At 67.5% G+C, this 12,190-nt stretch carries 12 protein-coding genes; 2 read left to right on the top strand and 10 right to left on the bottom strand.

All coding sequences use genetic code 11. The features are described from left to right. Positions 1 to 232: 232 nt before the first annotated feature. From N4261_RS13500 to N4261_RS13465, 8 genes are all read right to left on the bottom strand, one after another. Entirely contained in the window at positions 233 to 1,099 is an 867-nt protein-coding gene (locus tag N4261_RS13500; protein WP_261755826.1) for an ROK family protein, read from the bottom strand. A 2-nt stretch (positions 1,100 to 1,101) separates the two neighbouring features. Next, positions 1,102 to 1,893, bottom strand: coding sequence for an SDR family NAD(P)-dependent oxidoreductase (locus N4261_RS13495; protein ID WP_261755825.1), 792 nt, complete (start codon positions 1,891 to 1,893; stop codon positions 1,102 to 1,104). Between the two features lie 17 nt (positions 1,894 to 1,910). After that, the gene (locus N4261_RS13490; protein ID WP_261755824.1) at positions 1,911 to 2,297 is read right to left on the bottom strand and encodes a VOC family protein; all 387 of its coding nucleotides are present in this window, start codon (positions 2,295 to 2,297) and stop codon (positions 1,911 to 1,913) included. A 109-nt stretch (positions 2,298 to 2,406) separates the two neighbouring features. Continuing rightward, positions 2,407 to 3,249 carry a hypothetical protein gene (locus N4261_RS13485; protein ID WP_261755823.1) on the bottom strand — a complete coding sequence of 281 codons (843 nt, stop codon included), beginning with the start codon at positions 3,247 to 3,249 and terminating at the stop codon, positions 2,407 to 2,409. Positions 3,250 to 3,258: 9 nt separating this feature from the next. Continuing rightward, a complete protein-coding gene (locus N4261_RS13480; protein WP_261755822.1) occupies positions 3,259 to 4,284 on the bottom strand; it encodes a class I SAM-dependent methyltransferase in 1,026 nt (341 codons plus the stop codon). Next, complete coding sequence (locus tag N4261_RS13475; RefSeq protein WP_261755821.1) at positions 4,281 to 6,710, bottom strand: beta-ketoacyl synthase N-terminal-like domain-containing protein; 2,430 nt, start codon at positions 6,708 to 6,710, stop codon at positions 4,281 to 4,283. Before N4261_RS13475 ends, N4261_RS13480 begins: the two co-directional genes overlap by 4 nt. Then, positions 6,710 to 7,444, bottom strand: a complete 735-nt coding sequence (locus tag N4261_RS13470) for a class I SAM-dependent methyltransferase (RefSeq protein ID WP_261755820.1) — start codon at positions 7,442 to 7,444, stop codon at positions 6,710 to 6,712. The genes N4261_RS13475 and N4261_RS13470 overlap by 1 nt, the downstream gene beginning before the upstream one ends. 2 nt (positions 7,445 to 7,446) lie before the next feature. Beyond that, positions 7,447 to 7,719: an acyl carrier protein gene (locus N4261_RS13465; protein ID WP_261755819.1), complete on the bottom strand. Its 273-nt coding sequence runs from the start codon at positions 7,717 to 7,719 to the stop codon at positions 7,447 to 7,449. Between the two features lie 689 nt (positions 7,720 to 8,408). Between N4261_RS13465 and N4261_RS13460 the strand changes: the two genes are divergently transcribed. Beyond that, entirely contained in the window at positions 8,409 to 9,023 is a 615-nt protein-coding gene (locus N4261_RS13460) for a transglutaminase-like domain-containing protein (protein WP_261755818.1), read from the top strand. Here the strand turns inward: N4261_RS13460 and N4261_RS13455 are convergent. Beyond that, entirely contained in the window at positions 8,977 to 9,357 is a 381-nt protein-coding gene (locus tag N4261_RS13455; RefSeq protein ID WP_261755817.1) for a hypothetical protein, read from the bottom strand. The two genes, N4261_RS13460 and N4261_RS13455, sit on opposite strands and share 47 nt — an antisense overlap. Positions 9,358 to 9,682: 325 nt before the next feature. Here N4261_RS13455 and N4261_RS13450 point away from each other — a divergent pair, with 325 nt between their 5' ends. After that, positions 9,683 to 10,336 (top strand): BON domain-containing protein, encoded by a 654-nt coding sequence (locus N4261_RS13450; RefSeq protein WP_261755816.1) that lies wholly within the window; start codon positions 9,683 to 9,685, stop codon positions 10,334 to 10,336. Positions 10,337 to 10,517: 181 nt separating this feature from the next. Here N4261_RS13450 and pgm read toward each other — a convergent pair whose 3' ends face one another. Beyond that, positions 10,518 to 12,167 carry a phosphoglucomutase (alpha-D-glucose-1,6-bisphosphate-dependent) gene (gene pgm / locus N4261_RS13445; protein ID WP_261755815.1) on the bottom strand — a complete coding sequence of 550 codons (1,650 nt, stop codon included), beginning with the start codon at positions 12,165 to 12,167 and terminating at the stop codon, positions 10,518 to 10,520. Positions 12,168 to 12,190: the final 23 nt, after the last annotated feature.

Below are 12,190 nucleotides of genomic sequence, written 5' to 3'. Positions count from 1 at the left end.
AGACAACACAACACGCCATCGAGTGCCACCCAATCTGCCCGACCGATACTAGGAACCCCACCCCACCCTGTCAATGAATGAGAGGCCCCCCGGAAAGGGGGGAACGCGTCCCTCGTTTCATTGCAATCGTCGATTGCATTCATTCATTCGGGCATTGTTCGAGCATTGATCGGGCTTGGCCGGGCTTGAACGGTGCATCCTGCTGGTGTGATCACGCGTGTGAATGTCAGAGTCATTGCTTCGAGCGCGCGGGCAAGACCTGGCAAATGGAGGCACGCTGGTCCGGCGTCATGCCCGCCAATGCCAAGGCGCCCTGCAACGAGGCATTGGCACCGCTGGGCGAGCGGATCACCTGCGGCAAACGCTCGGGTGTGCCCCGATCCAGCGTCTTCAACTGCCGCATCACATCGTCCGGAAAACTCGGAAACTGTTCACCGATCCCGCCACTGAGCGTCACCACGGTGGGGCGGAACAGCTCGTGCAGATTGATCAGGCAGTGCGCCGTCATGCGGGTGGCCCGGTCGAGCCAGTCCTGCACCGTGCCACCGTCCGCGGTGTGCCGGGCCAGCGATCGCGAAGACGCATAGGCCTGCAGACAGCCTTGTCGGCCGCAACTGCAGCGCTCGCCCGCCGGCTGGACGATGAGATGGCCCAGTTCCCGGTCCCGCAGCAGCCGACCCTCTGTCCAGACGCCGCCTCCGACGCCGGTGCCCAGCGACAGATGAATCAGCGACGCCACGCCCAGGCGGCTGGCATCCGCCACCGTGGCCGCGCTGCCGTCGTCGCACCAGGCGAGCTCCTGGCGCACGAAGTCGGCCAGCAAGGGACCGAGCGGCAAGCCGACCCAATGCGGATGATTGGGCCATCGTTCGATGATTCCGCCGGCGTCCAGCGTCGGCGCGCTGCCGATCACCAAGGCCGAAAACGTACCGACTCGGGCGACCCAGGCCGAGAGGCGGTCCAGCAAGGGCTGCACCGCCTCGCGCGCGGGCAAACCGGCATCCAGGGGGACCTGGTCGGTGTCGACGACCCGCCCGCCGGCCAGCACGCCCCAGGCCATCTTGCTGCCGCCGATGTCGAGGCCCAGGGCGTGTGTCATGGTCAGAAACGCGCCGCGCCATCGACCGGAATGACGGCGCCACTGACGTAGGACGCCAGCGGCGAGACGAGAAAGGCGACCACGGCGGCAATCTCCTCGGGTTGAGCCACCCGGCCCAGTCCGATCGCCGCCTGGATGCGGGTTTGTTCGTCCTCGCTGTAGGGGCTGCCGGGGGGCGCCACGAGCGCACCCGGGGCCACCACATTGACGGTGATCTGATGACGACCCACCTCCCCCGCCAAAGATTTGGCATAGCCCTCCAGCGCGGCCTTGGTGGCGGCGTAATCCGCCTGTCCAGGCAGGCCGTGGGCGCCCGCGCGCGAGCCCACCAGCACGATGCGGCCGCTGTTCTGACGCCACATCGGGCGAAGCACTTCGCGGCAGAGCTGCGTGGCGGACACGAGATTCAGATCGAACAGGGCCGCCTGATCGGCCCGGCTGGTCATCAGGGCGGACTTTCGCAAGGTCGTGCCGGCGCAATGAATCAACGCATCGACGCGCCCATGGCGCTCCAGCGCCTGGGCGACCACGGTGCGAGCCGCTGCAGGGTCCGTCAGGTCGACCTGCAGCGTGTCGAGTCGACCGACGGGGCGGGTGTCTGCCGGCGCCGAGGCGCCCGCCATCTCGCCAGCCATTGCGGCCGCGGTGGCGCCGAGGTCGTCCAATGCCGCCCCGTGGCGATGAAACAGCGCCAGCACGACCGCCTGCTGGCGCAGCAACAGTCGGCAGACCGCGAGACCGATCAGTCCCGAGGCACCGGTGACGATGCAGACCTGTCCTCGGAGATCGATCATGGCCGGGCGCTCCCGTCTCAGCCCATCGGCGTGGCCAGCTCGATCAGCACGCCGTTGTTGTCCAGCACATAGGCCACCTGCTGGCCCCAGGGCTTGGTCTGCGGCGGATTGACCGGTTTGGCACCAGCCGCAACCGCGCGCTGATAGGCCGCATCGAGATCATCACTGACCAGGGCGACTTCGATGCCGGCGGGCTCCTGGGCGGGCGTGTTCTTGCGATAGCTGGCCACATTGCTTTGCGCCAGTTCGTCGCCGACAAAGGCCAGCGCGGTGCTGCCGGTTTCCATTTCCGCGTATTGGCCACTCTCATGGACAAAACGACGGCTCAATGCAAAGGCCTTTTCATAGAACGTCACCGACGCTTCGACATTGTTCGTGTAGATGATCACATAGCCCAGTTTCATATCGCTTCTTTCCTGAAGAGTCATTGAGGCACCGCAGTGTCGGGCAACGCGGCGGATCGATGGGGAGATTTGCGGTGACCGGAGGTTTCTCCGGCCACGGCCGACAGCGTCATTCAGGCGCTGCTTCGGTGGTCGTGGCGGTCGCTGCGGTCGCGGTGTTCGCGGTGTTCGCGATGTCGACCGCGGCGGCCACAGGATAGGCCGCCTCAAACAGCGGCCGGTAATCCGGGAAGGTGTGCACGCCCCCGACCAGTGGCTGGCAGCCGCGGAACACGCCGGGGAAGCGGTGATTGGGTTTGGTCAATGCCGCGGCAATGAACAACCGCGTGCCGGCCAGGATGGCCAGCAGTCGCTCGCCGATGGCTTCCTGATCCGGCTGGTCGCGCATGATCCGAAGCACGGCATGGGAGAAGGCCACATCCGGCACGATCCAGTCGTAAGCCGTGCCGGTGGCATCCACAAAGGCCAGCCGGACGAAGACGCGGTTGCGTGTGGAGCGCTGCAGATACAGCCGTTGCGGTGTCGCCGTCACCATCCCCACGCTGCGCTCTCCCGCGAAGGCGTCGATCACACTCGGGTCGGTGTGGCGCGCCATCCAGTGGGCCAGCGCCTCGTCCTGTCCGAACGGTGCCGCATCGGGTGGACTGAGGTCTTGCACCAGATGATGATCCTCCGGTCGCCGATCGTCCTGCATGCCGGGCGCGACGGCACACCGAAAGGCCTGCCGGTATTGATAGCTCGCGGGGGCCTGCGGCGTGCCGATCACCTGGCGGGTGAAGATCGGTTCGGGCCGCACCCATCGACCTTCCGGCGTGATGGCGGAGACACAACCGAACTGCTCGTCGATCTGGGTGATGACCATCGGCAGCAGCACCAGGGTTTCAGCCGGCACGCCCTCGGGCACCGACAACGCGGCGGCGGCATGGGGATGGCAGTGGGCATCGGTCAGCATGGGGGGCTCCTAGGAGGCGTTGGGCGTGGCCGCACAGACCAGGGCGCCGGGCAACAAGGGAAATCGCCGGGCGCTGACCTCATGCCAGCCGGTGTGGATCAGATGAGCCGAGAGCGCCGCATCCGAGCCATCGAACAAGGTGCCCAGATTCACCCAGTCGACGGTCATGAGACCGGCCACATCCAGGTGGTCCGGCAACACAAACTGGTCGTAGACGATGAGGCGGGCACCGGGTGGCAGGACCTGGTGCAAGGCAGCCAGCAGGCCCTGGGCGGCGGGCTGGGGAATCATGTGCAGCAGGTTGGACAGGATCACCGCCTGCGACTCCGCGGCCTCCGTCAACAGCCGATCGGCGCGGGTCACATCTTCGGCCACGAAGCGGCAGCGCGCCGCCTCTGCCGGGCCGAGTGATTCAGCGCGTGCCGCCATCCGGGCCATGAAATGCGGCTCGACCGGCGGACGGTCGACGACACAGAAGCGGGCATTCGGCATGAGCCGGGCGAGCTGTTCCGCCAGGGCCCCATCGGCGCCGCCCAGGTCAAGCACCCGCATGCCATCGGTCAATCCGGCGTGCCGGAACAGATGCAGGGCCAGGGCGCGTGTCGAGGCGGCCATCGCCTGCTGATAGCCTGAATGAAACGCCGGCTCCTCGATCCGGCCCAGCGGATCCGCGCCCTGCCCCGTCTCCACCATGCGGCGCAGGGAGCCATTGGCGGCATGCCACCGCCGGACTTGGGCCTCCATCGCCATCACCGGCAGCACCGCCGCGGTGGCGGGCGGCACGGCATAGCGGTCGCCTTGTCGCAGCAGCACGCCAGCGCTGGTCAGGAGGTCCAGCAATCGGGTCAGCGGGTCGGTCTGCCAGCCCAGCGCCTCGGCCAGCGTCGCGGCGCTGGCGGGCGATTCCGCGAGGCGGGCCAGGGCTTGGCCCTCCAGCAGCAAAGTGACGGCATCGCTGAGCTTGTAGGCCATCGACCAGAACAAGGCCGGGTTCAGCCTGGGATCCAGCGACATGGCCGTGTGCGGAGGGCTCATGCCGGCGCCACCGCAGCCACGAGGATCACGCCATCGCTGCCAGGCGCCACGACGGCGGCCCGCCGGCCCTGTGCCACAGCGGTCTTCACCGCGTCCGACAGCGCGAGCAGGCCCAGTGCGGCGCGGGTGTCGGGCCATTCGGCGCTGAGGCTCAGGCAGGTGGGCGGCTCAGGCATCCGCGCCAGCGTCAGGTCCATCAGCTCACGCCAGCGTGACGGCGCCTGCACGGCCAAGTAGAGCGCGTCGCAGGCCTGTTGGGTGAGCCAGTCCGCCAGTGCCCCAGCGGTGGCCTCCGGCGAATCCGCCGCAGGCAGCGTCCGGATGTCCAGCAGCCGGGCATTCGCGCGGGCGCCGCGCCGCCGTGCATCGTCGGCGCGTTCCAGCACCACCGCGGCGGCGCCGTCGGCGTGGTCGGCCGGCAGGCCCAGACCTTGGCACACGCTGGCCTCGAAGGCATCGGCGCTGTCGTAGCCCAGGGCCAGGGCCGCATCGGCGCGGTCGACCTGAACCGTCATCGCCGCGATCTCCAGCGCCTGCAGACCGGAACGCCGGGACCCGGTGAGGGTGTAGGTGGTGCCGGTCAGTCCGAAATGTCGACAGATCAGCGCCGCACCCAGGTGAATGCCATGGTCCAGTGACATGTTGGGCGTGATGGCATTGGGACGGGTCGTCAGACCCTCGCACAGCACCCGGCTCGCCTGCGGCGCACCGCCGAGACAGGTGCCGCCGATCACCGCAAAGCGATCATCCGCACACGGCAGCGCCGACGGGCCGATGCCGGCTTGTGTCAGCGCGTCCGATGCCGCCACGGCGGCCAACTGCGCCGCACGGTTCATGAAAGCGAAGTTCGCATCCGGCGGAAAGTGCGCGTCGATGTCGAAGGTGGCGAGCGAGGTGCCGGACCCGGCCGATGCGCCGGCCACGCCCGACCCTCCGGATCCGGCCTCCTGTCCCCACGGCGCCCACTGCAGCGCCGGGCCCGACAAGGTCCCCACCCCCGTGATCACCAAATCAGGCAGCGCAGGCGGCCGATCGGAGCGCGTCGGCGCGCCCTCTCCCGCCGATGGGATCGCCTGTGCCTGTGCCTGTGCCTGTGCCTGTGCCTGTGCCTGTGCCTGTGCCTGTGCTTGTGCTTGTGCTTGTGCCTGTGTCAGCGGCGCGTCGGTGCCCAGCGCAATGCAGGTGTTGAGTCCGCCGCCGCCACAGGCATTCGACAGGCCGAAGGCGACGCTGAGGTCCAATCCCTGAGGGCCGACCGGCTCAAGACCGAGTGCCGGGTCAGACGCATCCAGCTGCGCGTTGCCATGAATGAAGTGACCCCGCATCTGAAGCACGGCCGCGATCACTTCGGTGATGGCCGCGGCGCCGGACAGATGGGTTGTGATCGACTTGGTCGCATTCACCGCCACCTGCGACTGCGGACCGCAGACCCGCGTGATCGCCTGACATTCGATCAGGTCGATCATTCGGGTGCCGGGGGCATGGGCGCTGACATAGGCCACATCGGAGGCCGCACGGCCGGCGTCGCGCAAGGCCAGTTGCATGGCGCGCTCCAGGCCGGAGCCATCCGGCGCCAGCGTGATGGGCGCGGCACCCCGATCGCAGACGCTGCCGAAGCCTTCGACCCACGCCTGGGGAGCTGCGCCGACGTCCGGCCGCGCCAGCACCAGCGCCGCGGCGCCCTCGCCCAGAATGGCGCCGTCCCGATCGCGGTGGAACGGCCGGAGCTGGGTGCCCACGAAGCCGGCGCGCTCGGCACCCCACAGGATGCTGGGCTTCATCACCTCCAGCCCGACGATCAGCACCGACTCGCAGCGCCCCAGACGCAGCAGGTCCAGTGCCAGGCCGATGGCGATGTTGCCCGAGGCGCAGGCATTGCTCACGACGAAGCGGGGCCCGCCAATGCCGACCGCGCTCGCCAGGCGCTGCAGCAGCGAGCCATTCGAATAGCGGCTCACGGCGTCTGCGAGCAGGCGGCGCTGATCCAGCGAGTCCGCACGGTCGAGGGTGGCGTCCGACGTCGACGCTTGATCGGCGGAGTCGCTCGGGCTGCCCCGGTCGGTCGGATCGCCGGCCAAGGCAGCGAGCGCGGGGTAATGCGATTCCGCCATGGCGCTGTCGCCGGCCATGGTGGCCAGGATCAAGCCCATGCCGGCCGTCGGAATGCGGCAGCCCGCGAGCGCTTCGCGCGCGGCGGCGGTGGCCATTCGCAGGCCTTTTGCAGGGCCGGCGAAGGCCGGGTCATTGACCAGACCCGCGAGCGATTTCCCTCGCGGAATCGGCATGCCGGTGAGCTCGCTGAGGGATGGCTGCCCCCGCCGCAAGGCTTGTTCGAACGCAGAGATCCCGGTCGCCACCGGATTGACCACACCGGATCCCACGATGGCGACCGCACCGGCTCCCGCCCGCTGCGAAGCGGACCCCATCAGCTCGCTCGCGGCTTGGTCGCGACAATGACCCGATTGAGCAGCGGCGCCGGATCCATCTCCACCACCAGCGGCGGCGGAAAGCCCGCATCCTCCAGCGCCGACACCCAGTACTCGACCGGCACCGGCATTTCGCCATCTGCGCGCAGGAACTTCGGAATCAACTCGACCTGCAACAGCATGCGGTCCAAGCCCGCCGTGCGCAGATAGTGCAAGGCCTTGCTCGACAGCAAGTCGTACATGTCGGCCACCCAGGCCGGGTCCTCCGGACCCCCCATTCGCCGGCAATGCTGATCACCGTAGATGAACTTGCCGCCGGGCTTCAACACCCGCAGCACCTCTTGCGCACACACCCGCTTGTCCGCATGGGTGAGGTGGTGCAGCGCGTAATTGGAAATGATGGTGTCCACCGAATGATCGGGCAGATCGATTGCATGGGCCGACCCGATCAGCGTGGTCAGCGCCACGTCCTCGGGGACCTTCTCGCGCAGCCGCTCCAGCATCGCCGGGGCCGGGTCGAGTGCCAGCAAGGCGGCTTGCGGCCGGGCCCGCGCGGCCTGGATCAGCAGGTTGCCGGTGCCCGCACCGAGGTCGAGGATGGTGGCCGTGTCCGGCTGGATGTGGCTGACGATCTCCTGGAACAGCGCATGCATCTGCGGCACATTGCCCATGACTCGGTCATAGCTGGCGGCCAGGTCATTCCAGTGGGTGGCGTCGGGGGCTTGCAAGGACATGGTCAGGGCTCCGGATGAGGCTCGGCCGTCGACTGGGCGGCCACGATGCAGCGGGCGGCGGAATCGAATGAATCGATGGTCCGGGCGTTGAGGGATTCGGCGGGAAATTCAATCGAGAAGGCGGTCTCGATGTGCACCAGGATCTCCATCGCGGCAATGGAGTCGATGGCCAGGGCGGCAATCAGGTCGGCACGGGGAAGGTCTTCGGGGCGGCTTCGCAATCGAAGCGCCTTGACATAGATGTCCCTCAACTCCCTCTCGACGGACTCGATCATCGCGTTCATCTTGTCGTGGGACCGCGCGCGTCATCGACGTGGGTGATCCGGAGATTGGATTGGCCACTGCACCGACCGGATGGCAATTGATTCAGGCAAACCGCGTCAATCACCGATCGGCGTTAGGGTCTGATTCATTTTTGCCGTATCTTTCTTGGAACGTCAAGGCGGTATACGCGCGGTGCAATTGCAGGCATTGCTGTCATCGTGCCAATGACTGTCGAGCAGGAACACCAAACTGGGCCGCCATGCTGAACACCCCCGATGACCGTCTACCCCGTGAATCCATGCGCACGGCCTGCGCCAATGAATCGCCGGCGCCCGGCGTCACTGCCCTTCCGGATTGCAGTGTCACGACCTTGATCTCCCTGATTCGATGCATTCCGGAGGCGGGCCGGTCATTCGACATCGATGCCGTGACCGCCGCGCGGCAATACGGCATTGGTGAATCGCCGCTGCAATCATGGGTCGACCAAGGTTTACCCTGTCGCGGCGATCAAGGACAGCGCCGATTCGATCGCAATGACCTGGCCAATCTCAGTCTCGATCTGGGCCTTCCCTCGATTCGGCGAATGGCGATGCGCACCTGGGCCACCTCATTGACCGAATCGGACAAAGGGCCGCGATGGGCCACGCTCCAGGTCAGCGCCGGGCTGTCGCCCTCGCAGGGTGCAGGCCCGAGGTCCGGAATGACCGTACCGGCAGGCGCGGAGGCGGACGCGGTCGATGGCGCCCCATTCATCCTTCGGCGGCGAGTGGATGTGTTTGATCGGCGAGCCGATGGCGTGCTGCGTACGCTGCTGGAGCGGTTTCGCAACTTTCGCTTCTTCATGCTGCCGGAGGTGTGCCGCTGGAACCTGGACTTCATTCAGCGCCACCGCATGTGCGAATGCGGCGGCGCGGCACGGCTCCTGGTGCATGAAGCCGGGGCGGCCGGCCTGCAGGCACGGCTGTGTTTCGGGCTGCTGATGGCGGAGCCCTACTCCACCGGTCACTATTGGGCCGAGCTTCGCCTGGACGATGACTGGGTGCCGTTCGACCCGCTGTTGCTGGGCCTGCTGCACCGGGTGACACGGCTGTCTGCCCAGCAATGGCCGATCCACCGCGCCAATCGCCCCATGCTGCACCGCCTGGGTGTGGTGGAGCGATTCGAGTCCCATGGGGCGCCGGTCGTGGACGGCGTGATCGATCCGGCCTTCCCGGTCTCGCTGCGGATCATGTCCGGCCAGACCTTTGTCGCCACGCTGCCAACGACTTTCAGTCGCGCGGAGGATGAGGCGGCCGAAGTCGCGGGATATCGGTGAGGCAGCGGCCCGGCACTTCCGCGTCCGCGAGGCGGAGTCCTTCCATGCCGTCTGGATGCTGGATCACCACGAAGGTCCGCTCGGGTGGGTGGCGCGCGTGCGCATCGCCCGAGACAAAGGCGGCCGCCACGGTGGCCCCGTCATGGATCGCATCCACGACTTCTGCCGCGCTGGCCTGCACGCGGGCGCCGACGTCATGGCCCGACGCGGCATCCACCTCGCCCCACAGCACGGCACTCACCTGCCCGTCCGCATCCAGGCGGACCTTGGACACCACGAAATAGCGCCCGTCTTCGGTGCTCAGGGGACGGGCTCGTTCACCTTGGTAGGTCATGGCGCTTGCTCGCTGTCAGAAGGAATCGGCGTCGGTTCGCGACCGACGTGGGGCGTCTCGCCTGCATTGCCTGCATTCATTCGGCGAGATCGCCGCTCAGTCTGGACGCATCCTTGCAGCGATTCCGTGCGGTGCCGCACATGGGCAGGCCTGGTCCCGCGGGTGCTGGGTACCGCTGCGTTCTGTCCGAACCCCGCCCGGCTCCGGTCGACCCCGGCCAGCTCGGATCGACTGTGGTCCTGTGCGACGGCATGTGTCGCATCGCACAGACCGCTGGCGCGCCAACGCCCAGGCTGAACGCTTCCTCAACGAACCGGACAAGACCATGAAAACAGATGCACAACTGCAGCAGGACGTGACGGCTGAACTGAAGTACGAGCCCTCGATCCATGCCGCGCAAATCGGGGTTGAAGTGAAGAACGGCATCGTGACGCTGGCCGGTCAGGTCGGCAGCTATGTCGAGAAGTGGAATGCGGAACGCGCCGCCCAGCGGGTCAACGGCGTGAAGGCGCTGACGATCGAGCTCAAGGTCAAGCTGCCCAATGACGGCAAGCGGACCGATGCCGACATCGCCGAGTCCGCCACCCACATCCTGGCCTGGACCAGTTCACTGCCTGAGAAGGCGGTCAAGGTCATGGTGGAAGGCGGCTGGCTGACGCTTTCCGGCGATGTGGAATGGCAATTCCAACGCCAGGACGCCGCCGACAGCGTGCGCCATCTGGCCGGTGTCGTGGGGGTCAGCAACCAGATCGGCATCAAGCCGTCGGTGTCTGCGACGGTGGTGAAGTCGGACATCGAAGGGGCGCTCAAGCGGCGCGCCACCGCCGACGCGAAGACCATCTCGGTCGAGGTCAAGGGCCACGATGTGACCTTGAGCGGCACGGTGCACAGCTGGGCGGAACGCGATCTGGCCACCCGCTCGGCCTGGGGCAGCGCCGGCGTGCGCAATGTGGTGGACAACATGAACCTGGTGTACTGAAGCCGGCGCCGACGATGGCATCCTCCGTACCGGAGCAGGCCAGGATTGGCGCCCCATCTGATCGTCAAACGGTCGGGATCACGCCGCAGGCGCCCGCGACGTCAACGGCGCTTGCAGCAGGCGATGCAGCGCCCTTCCTCAAGCGGGCGCGACGATCACCCGGTCCGCGCCCTCTCACGCCTCACTCGTCCGCCAAGGCGGCATCCACCGTGGCTTGCGCCTGTGCCAGCAGGCGCTGCAGATGGTCCTCGCCGTGGAAGCTCTCCGCATAGATCTTGTAGATGTTCTCGGTCCCTGACGGCCGCGCCGCAAACCAGCCCGAGGCGGTAGAGACCTTGATGCCGCCAATGCGCGCGCCATTGCCTGGCGCTTCGTTCATCACCTGGGTGATCGGCTCCCCGGCCAGTTCGGTGGTCTTGATGGCAGCGGGCGACAGCGCGCCCAAGCGCGCCTTCTGCGCCGGCGTGGCCGCGGCATCCACCCGGTTGGTGAACGGCCGCCCGAGCGCGTCCGTCAGCTCGCGGTACAGCGCGCCGGGATCGCGACCGGTGCGGGCGGTCATCTCCGCCGCCAGCAGTCCGGCGATCAGGCCGTCCTTGTCGGTGCACCAGGCGGTGCCGTCGCGGCGCAGGAAGGCGGCGCCGGCGCTCTCTTCTCCCGCAAACCCCAGGTTGCCGTCCAGCAGCCCAGGCGCAAACCATTTGAAGCCCACCGGCACCTCGTAGAGCTGTCGGCCCAGCCGTTGGGCCACGCGGTCGATCAACTGGGTGCTGACCACCGTCTTGCCCACGGCCGCCTCGGGCGTCCATTCCGGGCGGTGCCGGAAGAGGTAGTCGATGGCCACGGCCAGGAAATGGTTCGAGGGCAGCAGGCCGTCGCCGGGCGTGACGATGCCGTGGCGGTCGTGATCGGTGTCGCAGGCGCAGGCGATGTCGAAGCGATCCTTGATCTCGGTGAGCCGCTGCATCGCGTAGCTGGAGGACGGATCCATGCGGATCTGCCCGTCCCAGTCCAGCGTCATGAAGCCGAAGCGCGGGTCCACCACGTCGCTGACCAACGTCAGGTTCAGCTTCCAGCGCTCCGCGATCGCCGGCCAGTAATGCACGCCGGCACCACCGAGGGCATCCACGCCCATGCGGATGCCGGCGTCGCGGATCAGGGCCATGTCGATCACCTGGTCCAGGTCTTCGATGTAGTTGCCCATGAAATCATGGTGATGGGTGGTGGACGCGGTCAGTGCCTGGGCCAGGGGCAGTCGTCGAACGCCTTCCAGCTTGTGTTCCAGATAGCGGTTGGCGGCGGATTGGATCGCGTCGGTCACCGTCTGGCCTGCCGGGCCGCCGTGGGTCGGGTTGTATTTGATGCCGCCATCGCGCGGCGGGTTGTGGGAGGGGCTGAGCACGATGCCGTCCGCCAGGGTGCCGCCGCCGCGGTTGTGCTTGACGATGGCATGCGAGATGGCCGGCGTCGGGGTGTATTCACCGCCCTTGGCCAGCACCACATCCACGCCGTTGGCCGCCAGCACCTCCAGCGCGCTGTCGCAGGCGGGCTGGGACAGCGCATGGGTGTCCACGCCCATGAACAGCGGCCCGGTGATGCCCTGCGTCCGTCGGTAGTCGCACACCGCCTGGGCAATCGCCAGCACATGCCATTCATTGAACGATACGTCCAGCGACGAGCCACGATGCCCCGAGGTGCCGAACGCCACCCGCTGCGCCGTCACCGACGGATCCGGTCGTTGCGCGGTGTACGCGGCAAGGAGCGCGTCGAGGTCGATGAGGACCGAGGCCGGTGCGGGCTGACCCGCCAGTGGGCTGATGCGCGTGCTCATGCGTGAATCTCCTGGTGCGTGCT

The sequence above is a fragment of the Roseateles amylovorans genome, assembly GCF_025398155.2.
Taxonomy (GTDB): domain Bacteria; phylum Pseudomonadota; class Gammaproteobacteria; order Burkholderiales; family Burkholderiaceae_C; genus Roseateles; species Roseateles amylovorans.
Note: the sequence above shows the minus strand (reverse complement) of the source record. Positions and strands in the feature narration are given on the sequence as shown.